We start from the raw sequence: 22,180 nt of genomic DNA on the forward strand, positions 1-22,180 counted from the left end.
CTACGGCGGACTGAATGCTATCCGAGGCGGTCTATCCGCCCTATCCCAATGAGACAGTATCGGGATTCGCCCTTTCGTCGTGGAAGGCACCCCTTCCATCAGACGAACAGGGTGCAGGAAGCACAAGATAACTCCGAATCCCCGTCTCCTCAACGGTGGATAGGGGTAACGGTAGCGTGGCACTGCCAGCATTCCCTCGGGGATGTGAAACCGTAAATCTCCCAACTCAGCAAGCTTCGGCTTGTGGGAAGCTCCGCCGTTTACGGCGGAGAGGATGTCACGATGCGAAGGCGTTGTACAGCCACGCGAAGGCGTACATCAAGACGAAGCTGATCACCGCTGCCTCGACCATGCCCGCCACAGTCCCGACGACGGTCGGTTCGAAGAACAGGTGCCACTGCTCCATCGCTTCGACTGCGCCCTCGTAGACGCCGATCGTTCCGAACACACCGAGCAGGAGCATCGCGATGGCAGAGACGACTGCTGCTGCGCCCGCCAGTGCCAACGAATCGAGATTCATCACGTTGGTCGTGGAGTCCATTTCGTACGCGTCTTGGTTTGTGGTAGTAGTGCTCATGACTAGAGATACGCTCTACTCCTTCAATCGGGTTTCTCTTACAATTCGAAAGGGAGTGTTTCCTTGGTAACACGGAGCAAGATTATCGTGGGGGAAACAGCGGTACAACCCCCATATCTGTGTGGCCGGTCCGTCGGAAGACCAAGGAGCAACCACCGACTGGAATCAGCGACACGCAAAAACTGATGAGCGCGAACGCAGTCCTCGAACGGTTGACCACGTCTGATAGCACGAATTACCTTTGATTGCAAAATTCACTCCGCCCACTGCCTCGGTTTCTTAAGAACAAATAACAAAACAGATGGCTGCGATAGTCTAGATATGCAAGCCGCCCTCATCGACGGAATTCTCGAGTCGCTACGGATCGGCGTCGGGTTCCTCTGGATGGCGACTTGGGCGATCATCATGGGGCTCGTCATCACGAGCCTCGTCCAAGTCTACGTCTCGAAAGAGCGAATGGCCAACGTACTCGGAGAGGGTGACCTGAGCGGTCTCGCGAAGGCGACGGTGTTCGGCGCCGCGAGTAGTGGCTGTAGCTTCGGCGCCGTCGCCATCAGTAAGGGCCTGTTCAAGAAGGGCGCGCACGCGGTGAACTTCCTTGCGTTCATGTTCGCCTCGACGAACCTCATCGTCGAACTCGGCCTGATGATCCTCATCCTCCTTGGCTGGGAGTTCCTTCTCGCGGAACTCCTCGGCGGCGTCATCCTCATCTCCGTGATGGCGCTCCTCGTCCATCTGACGCTCCCCGAGAACCTGTTCGAGCAAGTCCGGCAGGAACTGAATCAACGCGACCACGAGCAGGGAACCACCGAGGACCCGACCTGCGGAATGGAAGGCAAAGACGAGTACTCGCTGGTGACTGACGGGGGCGAGACGCTGAAGTTCTGTTCGGAGGGTTGCATGGAGACTTACCAGCAGGAGGCCGCAAGTAGCGGCGGGTGGCGCGACGAACTCCTCTCGTGGGGTGGGTGGTACAAAGTCGGGAACCAGTACCGCAAGGAGTGGTCAATGATCTGGACGGACGTCATCGCAGGCTTTCTCATTTCGGGGTTCGTCATCGTCTTCGTCCCCCAGCGGGTGTGGAACACCCTGTTCCTCCAGGGCGACGGACTACTCGTCAGCGCCGAGAACGCCATCATGGGTGTGGCGATCGCCGTCATCAGCTTCGTCGGGAGCATCGGCAACGTCCCGTTCGCCGTCGCATTGTGGGGAGGCGGTGTCAGCTTCGCCGGTGTCATCGCGTTCGTCTACGCCGATCTCATCACGATTCCAGTCCTGAACGTCTACCGGAAGTACTACGGCTGGAAAGTGATGCTGTACATCCTCGGCGTCTTCTTCGTCACGATGGCCTTCACCGGCTTCCTCATGGAGCAACTGTTCGCGGCGCTCGACATAATCCCGAACCTCGCTGGCGGGCAGACGGCGTCCGAACAGACGTACTTCGAGCTCAACTACACCTTCTACCTCAACATCATCGCGTTCGCGCTCTCCGGATTCCTCCTGTACGTCTACCGACGCGGCCTCGGTGCACCTGGACAGTACCGCGACCCCGTCTGTGGGATGCGAACCGACGATAGCGGGCCAAGTCTCACCCACGACGGCGAGACGTACTACTTCTGTTCGGATCAATGCAAGCGATCGTTCGAGAAGCGCCCCTCCGAATTTGCACAGCAACACCCACAGGTCTCAGAGACGGGTTCTTCCCAGAGCCATGAACATCACTGACCACTGTGTCTCGATACCAAATATCTCGGTGAGGCAGCCCCGGGTATTGCGTTGGCCAATCAAAACTTGTACAGTAATGTCTCGCGAACTCTTATGCATGAGTAGGTATCTCAGCGGATCGAGGTGGGGGAAATGAATCGACGGCGAGCCGATACAGTAGTCAGTGGCTTGGTCGCCGCCGTCCTCGTCGTCGGCGGTGTGCTCAGCTGGCAAGCATATCAGCAACAGCAAGCCTTCGACCAGATGGGATCGATGATGGGCACGTCGATGGGGTCCGTTCACGGAACAAATCCACTCTGGTACATCCTCGGAACCTTCCTCGTCTCGGCTGTCATCGGTGGGGGGTATCTCGTGATTCGGGATGAGGTCACCAGCATAGACGTAAACGACCGCTCACAGGATGAAATGGCGAATCCGACCGATCCTGAGGAAGACGAATCGCCAGAGGTAGCTATCCAATCGAATGGTGCCATCAATCCGGAGTCTCAGCCACAGGCTCGCGTGTTAGACCTCTTGCCGGATGATGAGCGACGGATCCTCGAACCGGTCATCTCCTCGCCCGGGATCACACAGGTCGAACTCAGGGATCGGTCGAACTTCTCGAAGAGCAAAGTAAGTCAGACGGTGAGCGCTCTCGAGAAGCGCGGGCTGCTGTACCGCGAGCGCCAGGGGCGGACATATCGCATCTATCCGAGCGACGACTTACAACGGAAACAGGCGAACTAGTGGACTGTTCCCACGAGTCCAGACCCGTGCTAAAGTTGTTCCACTGTCACAACCTGTACCATCTCGATGCAGGGATGGCGCGTGTCGTGAGATACGTCGAGTGACTCGGTTGAAGACCCGGTTTCAGATCGTTCACACTGCCGTTCGTGTGGTCGTGGTCCTGTCTGGGAGAAGGGGAGAGTGCCAATCCGGCGAATTCGAGCCGGATGAACGATTCCATTCCTGAAAAACGGTTAGAGCGCCCTATATACGTTCTAGAACGTTCTCCTGCGCGAATTCACACCCACGTCGATAACTCCCGAGCAGTCCTACGAGTAACCGAGGAGAAAGACAATGACCAACTTCAAACTCGGCCGCTGGCTGCTCGTGGCGCTCGCGATCGTCGGACTCGCGTTCGCTGCCCCCGTGGTCAGCGCACACGGCAACGAAACGACCGCAGACGACGCGCCCACGGACAATGCCACCGCAGATGAATGGGCCACTTGGATGGAGGCACAGATGACCGAACACATGGGCCCTGGTAGCGTCGAGTGGATGGAGTCGCACATGGGTGTGACCGTCGACGAGATGGCCCAGGACACGGCTGACGAGGAATACCACGGCGGGGCTGACGACGAGTACCCCGGTGGGATGTACGGGCAGGGCCACTGCTGACGGCCCTGACCGTTTCGATCGCTCCAACTGAACACCGCGATTCACCAGCTCAAGATAATGACGCAACTCACCACTCACATCGCACGCACTGCTCGTCGACTCGCGATACTCTCCGTCCCGCTGCTGGTCGCGGCGACTGGAACGGCTGCTGCCCACGGTAGTGGGAGCTACGGCGGCGGTATGATGGGCGGCTGGGGCCTCTTCGGCGGAACGATGGGGCTCTGGGGACTCCTCTGGATGGGGGCCCTCATCGCCGTCCCCCTCTACATCGTCTACGCGCTCCTCAACCGAGGATCCGGTGGGAACGAAGAGCAGTCGCTGTCGGTTCTCCGCGAGCGTTACGCCCGCGGTGAGCTCTCGGACGACGAATTCGATCGACGGCGAAAACAGCTCGAACGTACCGGATGACTGGAACAGTTGCTGTTCCAGCCGATACATCACACTCCCAACGCCCGCCGTTGCGGCACCCAACCGTTAACCCCGTGGACGGGGTATAATATTACATGGAATACACAATACAGACTTCAGTCACTGGCGATTTCGACGACATCGTCGACACAACGGTTGCTGCGCTCAAAGACGAAGGGTTCGGCATCCTCTGTGACATCGACATCCAAGCGACACTCAAAGAGAAACTCGACGAAGAATTCCGCCAGTATCGCATTCTCGGTGCATGCAATCCCCCGATGGCATACGAGGGACTGACCGAAGAAATCGAACTCGGCGCACTCCTCCCGTGTAACGTCATCGTCTACGAAACCGATGACGGCGATATCGTTGTGAGTGCCGTTGATCCAAAGCAATTGGTCGGTATCGCGGACAACGATGCGCTTGACTCCATTGCGACCGAGGTCAACGAGCGTTTCGAGCGTGTTCTCTCGGCCGTCACCGACGAACTAGGATCCACGTTGGAGGCCTGATCTTCGATGGCTTCATCGAACCAACTCGACACCACGACAATCGTTCTCCTGATACTCGGAGCGATCATCTTGCTCCCGTTGCTCACAATGGGGATGGGATTCGGCGGGATGATGGGGTACGGTGGGATGATGGGTCAGTATGGCGGTACTGGTGGATGGTGGCCGCTCGTCGGGATGCTCGTCCCGCTCATCTTCCTCCTTATCCTCCTCGGCGGTGGCTACCTCGTCTTCCGGCGCATGAGCGAAACGCAGACGTCTCGAAATCCCGCGATGGAGGAACTCCGCACGGCATACGCTCGTGGGGACCTCACTGACGAAGAGTTTGAATCCCGCCGCGAGAGACTCGAACGGTCGGAGTGAGCCAACGAGTACGCACCAAGGTGCGTATTCCCACGCCTGTGTGATCGAATTCGTGATGCTACTCCTGATCGCCACTGTGTGAGCGCACCTTCAAATCGAAGAGATGGAGGCCTCTCAGCTTACGATTCTGAATAGTAATGTGATTAAGTCCCAACACAATAGTATACTATGTGACCGAAGTCATCCTCTTCACTCAAGAGACGTGCGGAGCATGCGCAACACAACGGGAGAAAAACGAGGGCATCGAGGACGAATACCCCGACGGCGAGTTTCGAGAGGTCGACATCCAGAAAGATCTGGAAACGGCCGAAAAGTACGGCGTCCGGAAGACGCCGACGACATTCGTCTACGCGAACGGTGAACAGACCGCTGAATTCATTGGCATCGTCGACCGGAACGACCTCGAGTCAGCTATCGAGAGCGCGACCCAGCAGTCATCTGGATTCGCCCAGCGCCTCGTCGATGTCGTGCGTGGATAACGAACCAGCGACCGATTCAACTCATATGACGAACTATAGTCGACGTCAGTTCCTGGGAGTGCTCGGTACCGGCGCAGTCGCCAGCACAGGCCTCTCTCAGCCAGCGAGCGCACAGGAGACGCCCGTCGTGAAGATGGGCAACAACTACTTCGACCCGATCGGGTTCCACGTCGAACCCGGCACGACCGTTCGCTTCGAGATAGCTGCCGGAGCACACTCGGCGACGGCCTACGAGAACCGGATTCCATCCGACGCCAATGCATTCGATAGTGGCGTCATCTCGTCGAGAGGGTTTGAATACACGTTCGAGGAACCGGGCACGTACGACTATGTACCTCGCGTGTGCGATCGCCAGCGATGCCGCCATTTGGAGCGACGATTCTGACTTCGACAAACAGGACCTGGTCGATACGTACTCGACGGGTGACGTGATCAACTCGTTTGACACGCTCTAACTCTGCGGACCCGTCTCTCAGTTCCACGCGCGTACACACGCAAAGATGACTGAATCACTGAATCGCCACTATACAGCGCCCCAAATTGGTCAGTATAGGCATACGATGTATGCGTGAAGTTGGCACTGTCTAGTTCAGCACCTCGTCGGCTGGCGTTCGTCTGTCGAGCGATTGGTGCGGTCTCTGATAGTTGTAGTAATGTACGAACTGTTCAATTCACTCGCGTGCGCTCGCCCGACTGCCAACCCATGAGTTATGAAAACGGTCAACTCGCATTTTGAGGGTATGAAACCACTTTTCGATGAGGTTTCGGTCGGTGTAGTTCACTTGACCGTTCAATCCTAATCGAGCAAGAGCAGTCCGATAGCCGAATTGATCAACGAGAAACTCAGCGTCCGAGAGATCGTGTTTCTCACGAAGTTCATGCAGAAATGCAGCCGCCGAATCGGTACCGTGCCGACCGAACAACGCGACATCGAGGATCAGCTTTGACTCGATGTCTATTGCGGCATACACCCAAGACCATTTTTGTACGCAATCGCGGATGGGAGCCGTTGTGTCAGCTTCTTTCTCTCCATGTTGTCGAGAGGTGTTTACAACTCCTCAACCGAAATCTCGTCAAGGCGTCCCACTACCGCTTTCTAAGCTGCTGTATTTTTCCGTAATATGAATGAAGTTCGCAAATGTGAGGAAGATGCATTTCCCTGTGAACTCTGGATCTCGACCCTGGAGGAGGGCTTCAATACCTTCTCTCTTGTCCTCAGTTGCGAACAATTGGATGAACAGTTCAGACACATATTCAAGTCCTTCTTCAACTCCCATCCGAGAACTCGCTTTGATCGCTTTCTTGGCGAACTCAAGTGTAATTGGACTCTTCTCAGCCATTGAACTTGCAAGATTATAGATGGCGTCCGTGTCGTATACCACATCAACTAGTCCAATCTGTCTGGCTTCCTCAGCACCGATCAACTCCCCGGAAAGAATAAGTCGCATGGCCTGACCTTCTCCGACGAGGTGTACGAGTCGCTGGGTGCCACCACCACCGGGGATCAACCCGAGGTTGATTTCCGGCTGTCCGAGTTTCACTCCGGTCTCAGCGATCCGGACATCACAGGCTTGTGTGAGTTCACAGCCACCACCGAGTGCATGGCCGTTAATCCAGGCGATGACTGGGATTGTTGCATCGTCGACAGTTTCATAGATCCGCGGCCGCTCGCTGGCCGCACGTTGTTTGACAAGATCCCGATCCTTGAATTCAGTGATATCTGCTCCTGCGACAAATGAACCGGATCCCCTGCCACCAGTGAGCACAAGCACTCGAATATCGTCATCCTCTTCCGCGGCTTTCACGGTATCTTTCAGTTCCGTTCGAACCTAATTATTGAGTGCATTTCGAGCATCCGGACGCTCAATTTCGACTGTCGCGACCCCATCAGCGTGCTCGCCAATCTCGACAGAGAGCATATCGTACTGGTCTTCGAGTTCACTCATCAGGACCACCCCAGTTGCCACTCGTGCCGACACGTTTTCCGTCCTCCCAGATATAATAACCCTCACCGGTCTTCTTCCCGAGATTGCCAGCCCGGACCTTCCGTCGCAGTGACTGAGGTGGTTTAAATCGCTCGCCGAGTTCCCTTCGAAGGTGTTCTGCGATGTGTAGGCGGACGTCAAGTCCGACATGGTCACCGAGTTCGATCGGCCCCATTGGATACCCATACCCAAGTTTCATTGCTTCATCGATGTCTGCTGGGCTTGCAACTCCCTCCTCAACCATTCGAATCGCCTCGAGTCCAGTCACGAGGCCGAGACGCGAGGTCGCAAAGCCGGCTGTGTCGCGGACGACGACATCCACCTTATCCATGCCCTGAACGTAGTCGATGGCAATCTGCTCAGTGCGCTCGTCGGTCTGTTCAGCGACGATGATCTCGACGAGGTCCATAATGTGGGGTGGATTAAAAAAATGGAGTCCGACAACGCGCTCAGGATGCTCAAGGACGCTCGCCATCTCGGTCACGGACAGCGAAGATGTGTTCGAGGCCATGAGCGTGTCGGTATCAGTAGCCTCCTCCACATCTACAAAGACATCTTTCTTTAGATCCATATCCTCCGGGACGGCCTCGACGACGAGGTCAGCACCTTCGACAGCCGCCTCGAGATCCGTCGTCCCCTTAATGCTCTCGAGCGTCGCGTCCATCTCTTCTTCGGTGACCTTGTCCCGATTGACGCCACCCTGAAGATTGTCGCGGATTCCCTCGAGGCCATCTTCGACAAACTCGGCTTCAATGTCTCGCAGCACGACGTTGTGGCCCGCCATTGCGGACACCTGTGCAATCCCGTGACCCATACTGCCAGCTCCGAGCACTGCAATTTGCATGCGTAAACGAACTCAAGTCGCGATCAAAAGCGTTCCCCTTCCTTAGACCGAACACACGTGTTCAAAGCTGATGAACTACATGGAAGCGATGGTATTCGCCTTCGCTACCAGATATAGACGGAACTACTATATCCACAAGTGAGAGAGAGACTCACAATGAGCGATCAACAGCCAGTAATTGTTTCGGCAGTCAGAACTCCACAAGGCAAACACGGCGGCATCTTCGCTGAGACGGGAAGCGAGGAACTTTCAGTACCGCTAGTAAATGAGATGCTCGCGGAAACAGGGCTCACAGGCGACGACGTCGATGATATTCGCTGGGGTTGTGCAAAGCAAGTGAACGAACAGAGCAACAACATTGCCCGCATCATTGCGCTGCTCTCTGATTTGGGTGAACGGGTCCCGGGAACAACGATCGACCGACTCTGTGCGTCCTCTGCAGAGGCGATTATGAGTGCCAGCGACGCGATACGCGCAGGCCAGCGTGAGGTCATCATCGCCGGGGGCGTCGAGAACATGTCTCGAAACGAACGTCGAAACGGAATCGACTCCTACGCTGGCATCCGCGAACAATACGACACGGCCGGCCTCGCAATGGGACAGACCGCTGAAAAGGTTGCCCGCAAGTACGACATATCTCGCGAGCGTCAGGACGCATACGGTGCTCGAAGTCAACAGCGCGCGGTCGAAGCAGCGGAAGACGGTACGTTTGACAACGAGATGATCCCGATCGAGACCGAAGACGGCCTCGTTCAGGAAGACGAGGGCCTTCGTCCCGGCACCACAAAAGAAAAAATTTCGGACCTTCCACCAGTGTTTGCGGAGGACGGCACCGTCACTGCCGCCAACGCTTCCCAGATCTCTGACGGTGCTGCTGGTGTTGTGATCACGAGCAAAGAATTCGCCGAGGTCGAGGACCTCGAGATCATGGCTGAGATCAACGATCACAACGTCGCAGGTGTCGATCCAACGATTATGGGAATTGGACCAATCCCTGCCGTGAGAGGGATCTGGGAACGGAACGGCCGGAGCGCCGAGGAGTACGATTTGGTCGAACTCAACGAAGCGTTCGCCAGCCAGACACTGTACTGTCAGGACGAACTCGGTTTCGATGACGACGTGTTCAACGTCAACGGTGGCGCGATCGCCATCGGCCATCCGCTTGGTGCGTCAGGGGCCCGCCTGCCTGTGTCATTAATTCACGAACTCAGACGTCAGGGTGGTGGACTCGGACTCTCGACGATGTGTGTCGGTTACGGCCAAGGTGCAGCCGTCGAGTTTCGAGTGCCTGAACAGTAACCTAGTCTATAGGATCTGATCAGCGATAATGTTCTTCTGAATTTCGCTGGTGCCTTCATATATTTTCGTAATACGAGCGTCTCGGTAGTAGCGCTCGGCAGGGTAGTCCGTGACGTAGCCTGCACCACCATGGACCTGAACACCTTCGTCGGCGACTTCGACCGAAATTTCGGAGGCGAACAGCTTCGCCATACTCGAGTACTGCGCGGCGACATCCTGATTGTTCTTCTCGACCTGTGACGCTGCACGGTAGGTAAGCGAGCGGGCAGCCTCGACCTTGGTCGCCATCTCAGCAAGCTTGTGCTCGATAGCTTGGAACTCTTTGATTTTCTGGTCGAACTGCTCGCGCTCGTTGGCGTACTCGATAGCGGCATCAAGTGCACCCTGAGCAGCACCAACGGCCTGCGAAGCAACGCTGGTGCGGCCGGAGGCGAAGAATTCCATAAGCTGATAGAATCCGTGGTCGACTTCGCCGATAACGTTCTCTTTCGGAACGTGGACGTCGTCGATGATAACTTCAGCAAGGTCGGACGCACGGATACCGAGTTTGTTGTCAATCTTCTCGGTTGTGACGCCATCACGGTCCATCTCAACGAGGAAGGCAGTGATGCCCCTGTGGCCCGCATCAGGACTCGTCTTGGCCATCGCGACGCCGACGTCGGCGACGGTCCCATTGGTGATCCACATCTTGTTTCCGTTGAGGACGTAGCCGTCGGCATCCTCCTCGGCTACCGTCTCGATGCCAGCGACATTTGACCCGTGTGCAGGTTCGGATATCATGGAGCATGAGGCAGTCTCCCCGTTGGCGACTTTGGGGAGCCACTCTTCTTTCATCCACTCGTCACCGAACTCGATGATCATGTTCGTTCCAAAGCCGGCACTGCCGACGGCCGACCCGATTCCGGGATCCGCTCGCCAGAGTTCTTCGGTAACGATCGTACTCGAGATTTTGTCCATCCCGGCCCCACCGTACTCGAGAGGGATGGCCGGTGCGACGAAGTCATACTCGGCAGCTTTCTTCCGGATCTCTTCGGGATACTTGTGCTCTCGATCGTGCTCTTCTGCAACCGGAGACATCTCGTTTTCGCCGAATTCGCGCACGGCTTCGCGAATTGCTTGATGCTCCTCAGACAGCATGAATGCCATACGTAATGGTTGTGATCCGGTACCAAAATAGCTTCGGTGCGCTCAACAGTTGCAAACTATAGGTTTGAGTTCTGGTGTCGCTAAAAAGCTGCCCTCACAGCATCTTCATCTGGGGCTGATCTGATCCGAAAGAATGACTACTCCTCTTCATTACGGAGTTCGAACTTCTGGACTTTTCCAGTGGTCGTCCGCGGTAGTTCTTGGACGAACTCAACCTGACGAGGGTGCTTGTATTCTGCGAGGTTAGTTAGACAGTACTGCTTGATATCCTCGGGTGTTGCGTCAGCGTTAGGCGTGGGAACAATGAACGCCTTGACAGTCTCACCGCGGCGCTCGTCTGGAACTCCGACGACAGCCGCGTCGATAACGTCTTTATGTTCGAAGAGGAGTTCCTCTACTTCGTGTGGATAGACGTTGTACCCGCCGGTGATAATCATATGCTTTTCTCGATCGACAATATAAAAGAAGTTATTCTCATCCCAGTAACCAATGTCGCCGGTGTGGAACCAGCGTTTGCCATCGGATTCGGTAAACGCCTCCTCGTTAGCTTCAAGTAGACCGTAGTAGCCTTTCATAACGTTGGGACCACAGATGACGAGTTCGCCTGTGATATCCTGAAGATCAGCTTCCTCTTCGACGATTGGCCCTCTCTCGACGCGGGTGACTTCCTCGAAATTATCGTCGACAATCTTCGCGTCGACGCCCTCGAGCGGTTGACCGATACTCCCCTTTCGGCGAGCGTCATTCGTGTTCGCGTGCGTGACTGGACTCGTTTCGGTCAGCCCATAGCCCTCGTTGAGCTGGACGCCCCAAAGTTCCTCAAACCGTTCGAGGACCTCGAACGGAAGACTTGAACCGCCTGAGTTGGCAAAACGCAACGCCTCGAACTCATACTCGGCGGCGTCTGGGTGATTAATCATGTCATTGAACATGGCGGGGACGGCGAACATAATCGTAATTTCGTCATCCTGGAGTTGGTCCATCACGGTCGATGAGTCCCACTTGGGAACGGGATAATAGGTGCCGCCGCTGTACATGGCACCGTTCATCACGACGGACATGCCGTAGATGTGAAACAGCGGGAGTGTGCCGATGAGTCGGTCGGAGACCTGAAAGCCGCCCGGGGGGACGCTCGCGTTGGCCCGCGTCGTAAAGGCGAGGTTGTGGTGGGTCAACAGCACGCCCTTCGGCGTGCCGGTCGTCCCTGACGTGTAGGGCTGGACCGCGACGTCGTCGTTCGCGCGGTCGACGGTCTCTTTGGTCTCCTCGGCGAGGAAGTCGTCGAACGCCGTCGCGCCGTCGACGTCCGCGCCCACGCTGACGATCTGTTCGACATCCGTGTTGTCTTGGACCTCGAGGACGTTGGGAACGAGGTCGGCCAGAGAGACGACCGCTTTTGCCCCACTGTCACCCAGCATGTGTCTGATCTCACGAGCCTTGTACTGAGGATTCATGGGGACAATGATTCCGCCAGCACGCAGGGTTCCGTAGAAGGCTGTAACGAACTGCGGCAGGTTTGGCAAGTAGATTCCGACGCGGTCTCCCTCGCCGATTCCACAGCTTGCGAGTGCTTGAGCAAACTGTCCGGCTCGCTCCCAGAAGTCCTCATAGGTCTGTTCATTCCCATCGTAGGAGATTGCAGCTGAATACGGGTTCGCTTCCACAGTCTCAGCGACATCTGTCACGAGGTTCGTCATACCTTGTCTATGAGTCGTATGAGCGGCACAAAAGGATTGTTATACTGTATTTCAATTTGATATGTATATTCGATTCAATTTTTTCGGTTTCTAAACTCAAAATATAACTGACACCGGTACACGAGTAGCCAAAATGAAAATCAGGTTAGTCTGTTGTCGGTGACTCCATATTGGACTCGTCGATATCGTAGCCAACAATGACTCGCGCATGAACGAGCGCACCGATGATCGCAACCGACGCAGCGATCTGAACGCCAATATGAGCAACCGAGCCGAACATGGCACCAAACGCAGCAATGACGTAGATACCGCGGATTGGATACGACAGATCTCGAGCGCCGTCAAAGCCGATGGTTGCAACGATGAATCCCACTGTGCCTGCAAGGACAGCAGGAAACGCAACCAACGTCGCTTGTGACCAGTAGATGAGACTGTTGTTCGTGACGAACGCGAATGGAATCACGAACCCAGGTGCACCAAGTCGAAGCGCCTGTACACACGATCCCATGAAACTCGAGCCAGCGATTCGTGAGCCAATGGCGACTGAAATTGCGACCGGTGGCGTGATCGCTGACAGCATCGCAAAGTAGAACACGAACATGTGTGTCGTAACCTCTGGAACACCCATCTCGATAACACCGGGTGCAACCAGCACGACGACAAGAATGTACGCCGCTGGTGTCGGCATCCCAAGGCCGAACATGATACTCGCAATCATCGCCAGGAGTAACACAACAAGAAGTTGCCCGCCACCCATCCCAATAATGGTCGTGCTGACTCGTGTAGAGAGGCCGGTAAACGTTACCATCTCGATGATGACGCCCATCGCAGCCAGTACGCCCACAAGAGGTGCCATCTCGAGACCGCCGGTTCGAAGCCCCAAAAGAGCCTGTTTGCCGAGTTTCTCAATGGTTTCACCATCCAGTTCGGAGTCACGAGCACCAGTGTAAATTACCTTCAGCGAGCCGACAACGAAGATCGTGATGATCGTGTATAGCCCGGCAGTGAGCGGGGTATATCGGAGGTAGACTAGGGTAACGAGCAGAACACCGAGAGGGATTGCGAAGTGGATACCACCGAGTAGCATCCGGAAATCGAACGAACCTGTATTCGGCGAAGTCCATCCGTACTTCAGGACAGCAAAGTGAAGTCCGATACCGACGCTGAAGTAGAACAGCGCGGCTGGAATGATTCCTGCTTGAATGATATTGACATAGCTGACACCGAGGAGATCCGCCATGAGGAACGCAGCGACACCCATCACTGGTGGCAGCATCTGTCCCCCGGCGGAGGCAACGGCCTCAATCGAAGCTGCGAAGTCGTCGTCAACACCCTGGTCTTTCAACATGGGGATCGTGAAACTCCCCGTTGTCGCCGTGTTCGCTGCTGCACTTCCGGTGATCGACCCCATGATCATGCTCGCGATCACAGCGATCTGGACAACACCGGTCCGCAGCGCCTTACCGAGTTCACGACCGACCTCCAACACGAAGTCCATCAGTCCATAGGCCTTCGCGATGCCGGCGAATATGATGAAAATTGCGACCCACGTCGAGCCGATCCCCATCAGCGTCTGATGGTAGACACCAGTTAATTCGATCGCACCCTGTCTGGAGATTCGCGTCCAGTCGAACCCAGTATGACGGAACACACCTGGAAGGTTCGGACCAATATATGAGTGTGCATAGATGATCGATCCAACGGCAACGGATGCGATTATGTTCCCGAACGCGCGTCGGGTTGCATCGATCACCAGAACAATCAGTGCAACCCCGACATAGAGATCGATCTGAGTATGACCCAATAAATGGACGTCTTGCTCGAGTCGCGTAAAGTGATACTCAACGTATGCCGTCGCCGTGAGCGCAACCCCTGCAAAGAGGATCGCGATCAGTGGATCGATCCGCGCATAGGCAGATTTTATGCGGCTGAGTTTCGTTATCGACCCAGTATCAACCACGGATGACCGAGGTTCCCCGTCCAGTTCCGGCGTGTCGGTATCAGAGTCATCGTAATGGTTTCGAGCGACATCGAGATAGTACAGGGCGAGTCCAAGTCCCAAGAAGATGTTTGAGTATCGGAGTCTAACGAACATCAGGGAGTAGGCATAGTAGATCGTATACAGCGTGAATACGATGGCAAGAGCTGAAACGGCACCATTGAGCACCGACAGCGGTGTAAAACGTCTACTGCTGAGAGACGATCCTTCCGTAGTGGACGAGTTTGCAGACATTAGCTGAAATTAGGGTTCGTCGTGGCGCTCGAAGTCGTCGTGCCAGAGGCCCTTCTCCTCGTAGAAGTCGGCAGCTGCGGCGTGGAACGGAACTTCGTCGTACATGTTCTCGACCCAGAAATCCTCTTCCTCCATCCGTGCGAGGACTGCGCTGTAGTCTTCCAGTTCCGCGCGATTCTCATGCATCGTTTCGAGGAAGTTATAGACAGTGTCATAATCGAGGTCAGCCCGACTGACGAAGTTGTACGCGAACGTCGGACAGTGAACCTCGTCTGGCGTATATGCTGCGTCCTCGAGTTCATCCCCGTCGAACGACTGAATCAGCAGTCGGTCGTCGTCTTCCCACTCATTGAGGACGTTGTCGGCACCGAGCACCCGAAAGTCGATGGTACCCATCATCTCCTGAGTCCAGCCAGGGACGATACCGAAGTTCATGTACGTTCCAACGCCAACATCGAGCCGTCCTTCGTTCATTGCACTCGCCTGTTCACCGTACCCGATACTGATCCGCTCATAGTCATCAGTTGCATACCCAATCGCCCGCTCGAGTGCCGGTGCCGTTCCCGAGCCTTCTGGCGTCGGTGAGACAGTGGTATCGCCATCGATGTCTGAAATAGTGCTCATCTCCTCATTGGCAGTACAAAAGAACCATGGCAGATCATAGAAATGGAAGATCTGAGCCATCTCAAAGTCGAGATTGCCGAAGGCACCTTCCCCGGAAACGACATCTTGGACTGACCAGTTCTGGATGTATACCATTTCGGCTTCCTCGTTGTTGAGAGCGCCGATGTTTGCCTCTGTTCCAGAACTCGTCTGAGCTTCGACGAACAGATTATCCGAGTAATCGTTGATGACCGCGGCGATGCCTTCGTTTGCGGCGTAGGCGGCCGTCGTCGATTCTGACGTCCGCATCCGCACCGTTCCTTCATCAGCGCTATCATCATTACCGAGACAACCAGCGAGTGCCGTAGTCGCACCGATGCCAGTTGCTGTGAGAAATGCTCGACGAGATTTTCCTCTTCTAGTGAAATTCCTTTGGTTCACCATGTGATGACAATACATACGTATCACCTATAATACTTCCGCTCCATCCAATTCCATGCGGTTAATTCAGAGATACGGACCCAATCATGCTGTGTAAACGATGAACGATACATCGCTGATTGAATCAGCGACGATCTCACCCCCAATTGCTAATAGGCACCACAATGCCTATTACGCCGTTAGCACACGTTGAAGTATGTTGGATTTCGTTCAACTTGAGGACGACCTCGATCAAGAAGAGCGCATGATCCGGGATACGGCCCGAGAATTCGTTGAAGAACACGTCAAACCCGACATCGGAGAGCATTTCGAGAACGGAACATTCCCTAAAGAACTGATCCCAATGATGGGCGAGCTTGGTTTTTACGCACCCAATCTCGAGGGCTACGGCTCGCCGAACGTCTCAGAGACGGCCTACGGACTATTGATGCAGGAGCTCGAGGCGGGTGATTCAGGACTGCGGTCGATGGCCTCAGTGCAGGGCGCGCTCGTGATGTACCCGATCCACGCCTATGGCTCGAAGGCACAGAAAGAAGAGTGGCTCCCGAAACTCGGACAAGGCGATGCAGTCGGCTGTTTCGGCCTCACGGAGCCGGAACACGGCTCGAATCCATCAGGGATGGAGACCTACGCCGAACGTGACGATGACGGCTATGTCCTGAACGGCTCGAAGACGTGGATCACGAACTCCCCCATCGCGGACGTCGCGATCGTCTGGGCACGTGACCGCTCGAGCAAGGAAAATCCAGTTCGGGGATTCCTCGTTGAGACGGATCGAGATGGTGTCTCGACAAACAAGATTACGGAAAAACTGTCGCTCCGAGCGTCGATTACCGGCGAAATCGGGCTGAACGATGTCCACATCCCCGAAAAAAACGTCCTCCCCGGTGTCTCCGGCATGAAAGGGCCACTATCTTGTCTTACACAGGCTCGCTACGGTATTGCGTGGGGCGCCATTGGTGCCGCACGGGACGCCTTTGAAGAAGCTCGCCAGTATGCGAAAGACCGCAAACAGTTTGGTGGCCCGATCGGCCGGTTCCAACTCCAACAACAAAAGCTCGCAGAGATGGCGACCCAGATTACACTCGCACAATTGCTGGCCTACCGTCTGGCAGAGCTGAAAGAGTGTGGGGATATGCAGCCACAGCACGTCTCGATGGCGAAACGTAACAACGTCCGAATGGCCCGCAATCAGTCACGGATCGCTCGCGAAATGCTCGGTGGGAACGGGATTACGACCGACTACTCACCAATGCGCCACATGGCGAACATGGAAACGGTCTACACGTACGAGGGGACTCACGACATCCACACGCTGGTTATTGGCGAAGCGTTGACCGGGCTCCAGGCCTATCAGTAACAACGCATTTGGCTCTCAAAGCTGTTTTTCAGCAACCGAGCCCGACAGCACCGTTGCTGACAGAGAAAGTGTCCACAACATCCGGAACGACTGTGCTGATATCCAGCCGTGCGCGGTCACAGTCACAAAAATGGAACAGTAGATGAGAACAGTGTATCTATACAACCACTTTATTCGCGCCAGTTTATCTCGCATCGAAAAAGTTCTGTGACATGCCATACCGCATAGTGAAACAATTCTGTTCCCATCTCTTCTAATCTCCCCGTATCCCGCATAGTAACATGAGATTTCCGTTATCCGGAAAGTTAATGAGGGATCTGTCCAATACTCGATTATGAACACAGATCGAGATATGGGGGTCGCAACGACCCGGAAGACGTTCGCAATTCTTGAGGTCCTCAAAGAAGAAGAGGGACTCACGATTACTGAAATTACACAGCGAACAGATCTGACTAAGAGTACCGTCTATCGGCACTTGAAGACCCTCTCCGAGATGGGGTACGTGATTGAACAGGACGATGGTTTCTACATCGGTCTACGATTGCTCGAGATCGGTGAAAAAACTCGAAACCGCGAGGCGGGATACACGGCTGCAAAACGCAAAGTGTTCGAACTCGGGAAGGAAACCGACGAGCGAGCGCTATTTTTTGTTGAGGAAGAACTCGATGGTGTCTATCTCCATCGCTACGGCAGTCTGTCGGAGACAATGATTGGTAAGCGCCGACCGCTTCACTCATTGGCGTCAGGTAAAGTCATTCTCGCAGAGTGGGACGACGACAAGGTCGATCATTACATCGCGGAGAAGGGTCTTACTGAATACACATCGAACACAACTACAGATCCCGATGTGCTATACGAAAAGCTAAATCAAATTCGCGATCAGGGATACGCCGTTAACAACGAGGAGTACATGGACGGCCTCTGTGGAGTCTCCGTCCCAGTTTACACGCCCGACGATGAACTACTTGGCGCACTCGGAGTATTCGGACCGACGAGTCGGTTCAAAGACAAGTACATGCGAAACGACCTGGTTGATCAACTATGGGACAAGGCCGGAGAAGTTAAAGTCACCATCGCATACGGATAGTGGAAATAGATACTGAGAGATCTGCACTGCTCGGGCAGTTCGTACGACGTATTTTGCTATATGAAACAGAAGGTGTCGCTGATAGTGGATGCTCTCTCGAGGAAGAGTAACCGGTTTGTACGATGTTTGATGTTTTTACACTCATACTATTGTATATAAGACGCCAAATCGCATGGGTAAAAATTCACAATGTGAAATGCCGTCATTCACCAGTAAGGGATCTCAGACCATAATCAGAAATAATCAAAGATAGTGAGCCCCTAACTATATCGTACTGAACAACGCAGCTGAGATCACGGATTTGGTGAGTCACATCATCTATCCAGCGTTCTCGTTGGATCGAGGAGATGGATACGAGATCCACACGAATGCGTTCTGGAATCACCAGACGTATCTCGGTCTTCGCGAGGATCTGGCTGCTAACGAATGTGTGCGTATTTTTTGTATGACTCACGTCGAGACCGGACACCGCTTGGTCACGTTCACCAATCACATATTCGTGACACAATATTCTACGTTACCTATAAAGTCTACAGTAGTTAGGGATCCAACTATATTACGGGCTGTAAATGATCTTCTGGGTCGGAGACGATTACCAATTCGCCTGAGATCATGTATTTCAGCCTCGCTAACCATCCCATAGCCTCTTACCCAAAGCCCCAGATTTTAGTATAGCATTATATTGTTTATAGATTGCGTTATCGTACACTCGAGTGCTCGAGACTGTCGAAATAGTCCGAATTAGCGGATTTTGTGTTCACTGTGCGTTAGGGCAGTAATGTACAGTGGATATATGCACCACCACACTGTACAGATATCCGAACAATTGGATCCGAACAATTCAGCGGCTACGCCCAGAGAACGCGCCCTCGAAGACGCTATCGACAACTTCCTCGAATCGGACAACAAGGCCGGCAGCTACCACGATGGTCTCGAGCGTGCCTTGAGCGACTGGCAACAGCGCCTCGAGGCCGGTATGATCGGCCAGCAATTATCGATGACCTCAATGCGTTGAATCCTCTAGATTGACCACAACGGTCGCCAGCACTCCGATGAGGGAAACGACCGCGGCGGCAGTGTACATCGATGCGAAGCTGACCAGATCACCAAGTACACCGAACCCGATCGCGCCGAGACCCACTCCCAGATCCATCCCGATCAGGATTGTCGCAGTCGCACTCCCGTTTTTCGACTCCGGCGTCGCTGCGACTGCAACACTCTGTAGCAGTGGGAACACGAGTGCGAACCCAACCCCGAATACTGCTGCCCCTGCCAGCAAGCCAAGTGGAAGTCGGTTGATGACTAGGAGACGCGGAGCAAGCGCAAGAAGCGCCAGCCCGGCAGATTGACAGACGAACGATACCAAGAGCAATGCAGGTATCGAGCCTGGGAGCCGTCCACGAACCGCACGTGTAAGGAGAATCGCCCCACCCATGACGGTAAAGAACAAGCCAGCATTATTGAGGCCAACAGTGGGAGCATAGAGCGGCAATAGTGCGTCAATCGCCCCAACAGGAATGCTCCCGAGCGCAACCAGAGCGGCGGCTGGGAGCGCCTCCGGCGCGTAGAACTCGCCAGCACTGCGTGTCGCCGGTGTCGTCTCCTCGAGTGCAGCCAACGGACCCAACACGAGGAGCGCGAGCAGGGCTGCGCCAGCGAATTGCATCACGAACCCGTAGCGGTGTGCTATCCACAGTCCGGCCGGTGGCAGCATCATAAGCGCAATGTTCGGCACGATACCGAAGTACGCGAACCCTTCGGATTGACGGACGGATGGTACCACGTCGGCAGCAATCGTCGGTGTCGCGGTACTGCTGACACCCCAGGCTAGCCCGTGGAGTACCCGAAGGCCAATCGCGACCCAGGTTACGGTTGCCCACGTGAACGAGAAAGTCGTACCCGCAAGTGCGACGGCAGCTATTGCCTGGACACCACGTCGACCGACGCGGTCGAGCAGCCATCCAGCAACGGGCCGTGCAACCACGGCTGCAAACGTGAACGCGCCGAAGGCTACGCCGATGAGCGACTCGCTATGCGTAATCGTTTCCAGATAGACCGCGAACGTCGGGTGGATCGCAGCGTAACTGCTGTACGCGAGCAGCTGTGTCCCGCAAACGAGCAGAAAGGCGCGCGTCCACAGCGGCGGCTCCTCGTCGGCGACGAACGCTGCCCTGAATCGCCGTGATAGCGCGCCACGCATGGTCTAGTCGTCAGCGGGGCTTGGCTCGGCCGCGCTCTCCGGCGTATCGGCTACGACCTCGTAGAGCGGATTCGTCACTGTGCCGTGCTCGGATGCATGGGGTCGACCGGGCGCGTCATCGTATCCATAGTCGAAGATTCGGTTTCGATTGAGGCTGAGCTTCGTGAACTCCGGCTGGAGCAGGTCAAAGAGCTCGAATCGCTCTTCCAGTTCAGGGAATTTCGACTGGTAGTCGAGGATCGTCTTACGTGCGTGAGTCCAAAACCGTTCTTCGGAATAGTTCTCGTGTTCCTCGAGGAGATCAACAACGTACCGGAGAACGCAGACGAACAGTCCACAGAAGATGAACTGGCAGAGTCCTTCCGGCGGCTCCTTTCGAAGCACGTCGTGCATCTCGTCTGCGAGTGCGTCAAGTTCGGGAAGCGGCTGGTCGCTCACGTTCACGTCGTCGACGAAGTCCTTGACCGCGAGACGCGAGGGGATCCCGTCTTCGACGACCAAGATCGTATTCTGCCCGTGGGGGGAGAAGACCGTGCCGTAGCGATAGAGGAAGTGCAAAAGCGGTGGGAGAACCGTATCGAAGAATTCCGCGAGCCACTCGTCGAGTGTAAGCTCCGACTCCGCGACCAGTTGCGAAATGTAGGGCTCGCCCTCGCTGTCGACGTGCATCAGCGAGGAGAGCGTGATAGCCTCCTCGTCGTCCTCTAGGAAGGTGTAGATTGATTCTCGCCAAATAGTGCCCAGTAGTTCGTGGTACTGATAGGGCGAACCCTCGATGTCAGTGAATTCTGAGTGGTCATAGTTGATGCCTGCAACCTCTCCTGGGAGGATGAGTTCTCGATCTTGCAGGAACTCGTCCTGCGCATAGATTCCCTTGATATACTCGGTGACGGTCGGAGCGAGTTCGGTTCGCTCGCCGGGGAGCCCACGCCAGACCAGCGTGTTGAGGATCCGCATCGGCACTTTCACGTGGTGTTTCTCCTTGTCATCGACATTGACGAAGGTTCGGACTGACTGCTGTGGCAGGTACTCGTCGGGTCCCTCGCCAAGCGGAACGATTTCGTCCGCCGCGATGTGATCGGGAAACAACGGGACGATACTGTTCTCCCACTGCCAGTCGTGAACCGGCAGAAAGTAGTAAGCATCCGGATCGAGCCCCTGTACGGCTAGTCGATCGCGGAATTCATCGTAGCGGGACCCAAGCTCGCGCTGGACGAGCGAGTCGTGATCGATGCTTTCGGTAGCGACGAAGGTGGCCTTCTCTTTGCGGACAGCGACCCAGGAGAGCGTCACCGGGTTCTTTTGCTCGGGGGCGAACGCCTGGTAGTCGTCGTACCCCCAGCCGAGACGGCCCTTGTTGTACGTGATCCACGGGTGACCCTCCATTTCGCCTTCGAGTTCGGCATACTCGAGGTCCAGCAGGTCGAAGTCGTCGCGGTCCTGCTTGCGTGCCTCGACGTGAGCATCGGCGAGAAGCGTTCGCTTGTACTCACGGACGAGGTTCCCTTCGGTCAGTCCGTCGAGATCAGTGGTTTTGCCGAGGTCGCGAAGAAGTCCGAGCGGATCCGTGAGTCCGGTCCAGTCCTCGTCCCCGTCACGACGTTCGATAGTGTCGCCGTAGACGTGGAGACTATCCATCAGCCGCTCTGTCGCTTCGAATCGGTACGACGTCCCACCGAGGTCGAAGCGGTAGGTAGCGCGCTCGTCGACATCGACTTTTCGTGGCGTGATGATCTCCTCGTATGTGAACTCCTCGAGCATCTTCGTGAGAAGGCGGCGTTCGACCGTTTCCCATGTTTCGCTGTCCAGTGCGTCCTGTAGCGTTGTGTTGTTCGGATTCATTG

General features: G+C 55.4%; 20 protein-coding genes and 5 pseudogenes. 13 read left to right on the forward strand and 12 right to left on the reverse strand.

From position 1 onward, the window contains the following. Positions 1-277: 277 nt before the first annotated feature. Positions 278-577, reverse strand: a complete 300-nt coding sequence (locus GCU68_RS21765) for a hypothetical protein (RefSeq protein WP_227015042.1) — start codon at positions 575-577, stop codon at positions 278-280. A gap of 321 nt (positions 578-898) precedes the next feature. Here GCU68_RS21765 and GCU68_RS17695 point away from each other — a divergent pair, with 321 nt between their 5' ends. The 9 genes and pseudogenes from GCU68_RS17695 to GCU68_RS17735 form a co-directional block, all read left to right on the forward strand. Then, complete coding sequence (locus GCU68_RS17695; RefSeq protein ID WP_152943919.1) at positions 899-2,302, forward strand: permease; 1,404 nt, start codon at positions 899-901, stop codon at positions 2,300-2,302. A gap of 132 nt (positions 2,303-2,434) precedes the next feature. Then, positions 2,435-3,028, forward strand: a complete 594-nt coding sequence (locus GCU68_RS17700; protein ID WP_152943920.1) for a helix-turn-helix transcriptional regulator — start codon at positions 2,435-2,437, stop codon at positions 3,026-3,028. A 26-nt stretch (positions 3,029-3,054) separates the two neighbouring features. Beyond that, the gene (locus GCU68_RS17705; protein WP_227015068.1) at positions 3,055-3,132 is read left to right on the forward strand and encodes a multicopper oxidase domain-containing protein; all 78 of its coding nucleotides are present in this window, start codon (positions 3,055-3,057) and stop codon (positions 3,130-3,132) included. Positions 3,133-3,361: 229 nt separating this feature from the next. Then, positions 3,362-3,682, forward strand: a complete 321-nt coding sequence (locus tag GCU68_RS17710) for a hypothetical protein (RefSeq protein WP_152943921.1) — start codon at positions 3,362-3,364, stop codon at positions 3,680-3,682. A gap of 57 nt (positions 3,683-3,739) precedes the next feature. Beyond that, positions 3,740-4,090, forward strand: coding sequence for an SHOCT domain-containing protein (locus GCU68_RS17715; RefSeq protein ID WP_152943922.1), 351 nt, complete (start codon positions 3,740-3,742; stop codon positions 4,088-4,090). A gap of 95 nt (positions 4,091-4,185) precedes the next feature. Further along, complete coding sequence (locus GCU68_RS17720; protein ID WP_152943923.1) at positions 4,186-4,602, forward strand: DUF302 domain-containing protein; 417 nt, start codon at positions 4,186-4,188, stop codon at positions 4,600-4,602. 6 nt (positions 4,603-4,608) lie between these two features. Then, a complete protein-coding gene (locus tag GCU68_RS17725) occupies positions 4,609-4,962 on the forward strand; it encodes an SHOCT domain-containing protein (protein WP_152943924.1) in 354 nt (117 codons plus the stop codon). A 170-nt stretch (positions 4,963-5,132) separates the two neighbouring features. Beyond that, entirely contained in the window at positions 5,133-5,441 is a 309-nt protein-coding gene (locus GCU68_RS17730; protein WP_152943925.1) for a thioredoxin family protein, read from the forward strand. Positions 5,442-5,770: 329 nt separating this feature from the next. Continuing rightward, a pseudogene (locus tag GCU68_RS17735) lies at positions 5,771-5,896 on the forward strand (PIN domain-containing protein); the annotation flags it as partial. A 129-nt stretch (positions 5,897-6,025) separates the two neighbouring features. Here GCU68_RS17735 and GCU68_RS17740 read toward each other — a convergent pair. The 4 genes and pseudogenes from GCU68_RS17740 to GCU68_RS17750 all read right to left on the reverse strand — a co-directional run. After that, positions 6,026-6,424: pseudogene (locus GCU68_RS17740) on the reverse strand (integrase core domain-containing protein); the annotation flags it as partial. Next, positions 6,415-6,528, reverse strand: a pseudogene (locus tag GCU68_RS21770) (IS630 family transposase); the annotation flags it as partial. The pseudogenes GCU68_RS17740 and GCU68_RS21770, both read right to left, overlap by 10 nt. Before the next feature lie 67 nt (positions 6,529-6,595). Beyond that, positions 6,596-7,387, reverse strand: a pseudogene (locus GCU68_RS17745) (enoyl-CoA hydratase/isomerase family protein); the annotation flags it as partial. Further along, the gene (locus tag GCU68_RS17750) at positions 7,380-8,270 is read right to left on the reverse strand and encodes a 3-hydroxyacyl-CoA dehydrogenase family protein (RefSeq protein WP_152943926.1); all 891 of its coding nucleotides are present in this window, start codon (positions 8,268-8,270) and stop codon (positions 7,380-7,382) included. The pseudogene GCU68_RS17745 and the gene GCU68_RS17750, both read right to left, overlap by 8 nt. Before the next feature lie 156 nt (positions 8,271-8,426). On the opposite strand from GCU68_RS17750, the gene GCU68_RS17755 reads away from it, so the two are divergent. Continuing rightward, on the forward strand, positions 8,427-9,569 hold the full coding sequence (locus tag GCU68_RS17755) for a thiolase family protein (RefSeq protein ID WP_152943927.1): 1,143 nt from the start codon (positions 8,427-8,429) through the stop codon (positions 9,567-9,569). A 6-nt stretch (positions 9,570-9,575) separates the two neighbouring features. On the opposite strand, the gene GCU68_RS17760 is transcribed toward GCU68_RS17755, so the two are convergent. From GCU68_RS17760 to GCU68_RS17775, 4 genes are all read right to left on the reverse strand, one after another. Further along, positions 9,576-10,715, reverse strand: a complete 1,140-nt coding sequence (locus GCU68_RS17760; RefSeq protein ID WP_152943928.1) for an acyl-CoA dehydrogenase family protein — start codon at positions 10,713-10,715, stop codon at positions 9,576-9,578. Between the two features lie 137 nt (positions 10,716-10,852). Then, entirely contained in the window at positions 10,853-12,412 is a 1,560-nt protein-coding gene (locus GCU68_RS17765) for a long-chain-fatty-acid--CoA ligase (protein ID WP_152943929.1), read from the reverse strand. Positions 12,413-12,557: 145 nt separating this feature from the next. Next, positions 12,558-14,645: a TRAP transporter permease gene (locus GCU68_RS17770; RefSeq protein WP_152943930.1), complete on the reverse strand. Its 2,088-nt coding sequence runs from the start codon at positions 14,643-14,645 to the stop codon at positions 12,558-12,560. Positions 14,646-14,654: 9 nt separating this feature from the next. After that, positions 14,655-15,692 (reverse strand): TAXI family TRAP transporter solute-binding subunit, encoded by a 1,038-nt coding sequence (locus tag GCU68_RS17775; protein WP_152943931.1) that lies wholly within the window; start codon positions 15,690-15,692, stop codon positions 14,655-14,657. Positions 15,693-15,885: 193 nt separating this feature from the next. Here GCU68_RS17775 and GCU68_RS17780 point away from each other — a divergent pair, with 193 nt between their 5' ends. The 3 genes and pseudogenes from GCU68_RS17780 to GCU68_RS21775 all read left to right on the forward strand — a co-directional run. After that, on the forward strand, positions 15,886-17,049 hold the full coding sequence (locus GCU68_RS17780) for an acyl-CoA dehydrogenase family protein (protein ID WP_152943932.1): 1,164 nt from the start codon (positions 15,886-15,888) through the stop codon (positions 17,047-17,049). Between the two features lie 334 nt (positions 17,050-17,383). Next, on the forward strand, positions 17,384-18,136 hold the full coding sequence (locus GCU68_RS17785; RefSeq protein WP_152943933.1) for an IclR family transcriptional regulator: 753 nt from the start codon (positions 17,384-17,386) through the stop codon (positions 18,134-18,136). Positions 18,137-18,407: 271 nt separating this feature from the next. Then, positions 18,408-18,637: pseudogene (locus GCU68_RS21775) on the forward strand (transposase); the annotation flags it as partial. Between the two features lie 340 nt (positions 18,638-18,977). On the opposite strand, the gene GCU68_RS21090 reads toward GCU68_RS21775, so the two are convergent. From GCU68_RS21090 to GCU68_RS17800, 3 genes are read right to left on the reverse strand one after another with little or no spacing between them, the layout of a single operon-like run. Next, complete coding sequence (locus GCU68_RS21090; protein WP_161991521.1) at positions 18,978-19,127, reverse strand: hypothetical protein; 150 nt, start codon at positions 19,125-19,127, stop codon at positions 18,978-18,980. A gap of 12 nt (positions 19,128-19,139) precedes the next feature. Further along, positions 19,140-20,336 (reverse strand): MFS transporter, encoded by a 1,197-nt coding sequence (locus GCU68_RS17795; protein WP_152943934.1) that lies wholly within the window; start codon positions 20,334-20,336, stop codon positions 19,140-19,142. A gap of 3 nt (positions 20,337-20,339) precedes the next feature. Next, a complete protein-coding gene (locus tag GCU68_RS17800) occupies positions 20,340-22,178 on the reverse strand; it encodes an IucA/IucC family protein (RefSeq protein WP_152943935.1) in 1,839 nt (612 codons plus the stop codon). Between the last annotated feature and the right edge of the window lie 2 nt (positions 22,179-22,180).

It is taken from the genome of Natronorubrum aibiense (assembly GCF_009392895.1).
Lineage (GTDB): Archaea > Halobacteriota > Halobacteria > Halobacteriales > Natrialbaceae > Natronorubrum > Natronorubrum aibiense.

Excerpts from the sequence above, each read along its gene's own strand:
- GCU68_RS17795 (WP_152943934.1), bottom strand. The coding sequence starts at position 20,336 with ATGCGTGGCGCGCTATCACGGCGATTCAGGGCAGCGTTCGTCGCCGAC.
- GCU68_RS17700 (WP_152943920.1), top strand. The coding sequence starts at position 2,435 with ATGAATCGACGGCGAGCCGATACAGTAGTCAGTGGCTTGGTCGCCGCC.
- GCU68_RS17765 (WP_152943929.1), bottom strand. The coding sequence starts at position 12,412 with ATGACGAACCTCGTGACAGATGTCGCTGAGACTGTGGAAGCGAACCCG.
- GCU68_RS17725 (WP_152943924.1), top strand. The coding sequence starts at position 4,609 with ATGGCTTCATCGAACCAACTCGACACCACGACAATCGTTCTCCTGATA.
- GCU68_RS17710 (WP_152943921.1), top strand. The coding sequence starts at position 3,362 with ATGACCAACTTCAAACTCGGCCGCTGGCTGCTCGTGGCGCTCGCGATC.
- GCU68_RS17750 (WP_152943926.1), bottom strand. The coding sequence starts at position 8,270 with ATGCAAATTGCAGTGCTCGGAGCTGGCAGTATGGGTCACGGGATTGCA.
- GCU68_RS21765 (WP_227015042.1), bottom strand. The coding sequence starts at position 577 with ATGAGCACTACTACCACAAACCAAGACGCGTACGAAATGGACTCCACG.
- GCU68_RS17800 (WP_152943935.1), bottom strand. The coding sequence starts at position 22,178 with ATGAATCCGAACAACACAACGCTACAGGACGCACTGGACAGCGAAACA.
- GCU68_RS17720 (WP_152943923.1), top strand. The coding sequence starts at position 4,186 with ATGGAATACACAATACAGACTTCAGTCACTGGCGATTTCGACGACATC.
- GCU68_RS17770 (WP_152943930.1), bottom strand. The coding sequence starts at position 14,645 with ATGTCTGCAAACTCGTCCACTACGGAAGGATCGTCTCTCAGCAGTAGA.
- GCU68_RS17715 (WP_152943922.1), top strand. The coding sequence starts at position 3,740 with ATGACGCAACTCACCACTCACATCGCACGCACTGCTCGTCGACTCGCG.
- GCU68_RS17695 (WP_152943919.1), top strand. The coding sequence starts at position 899 with ATGCAAGCCGCCCTCATCGACGGAATTCTCGAGTCGCTACGGATCGGC.
- GCU68_RS17780 (WP_152943932.1), top strand. The coding sequence starts at position 15,886 with ATGTTGGATTTCGTTCAACTTGAGGACGACCTCGATCAAGAAGAGCGC.
- GCU68_RS17785 (WP_152943933.1), top strand. The coding sequence starts at position 17,384 with ATGAACACAGATCGAGATATGGGGGTCGCAACGACCCGGAAGACGTTC.
- GCU68_RS17760 (WP_152943928.1), bottom strand. The coding sequence starts at position 10,715 with ATGGCATTCATGCTGTCTGAGGAGCATCAAGCAATTCGCGAAGCCGTG.
- GCU68_RS17755 (WP_152943927.1), top strand. The coding sequence starts at position 8,427 with ATGAGCGATCAACAGCCAGTAATTGTTTCGGCAGTCAGAACTCCACAA.
- GCU68_RS17775 (WP_152943931.1), bottom strand. The coding sequence starts at position 15,692 with ATGGTGAACCAAAGGAATTTCACTAGAAGAGGAAAATCTCGTCGAGCA.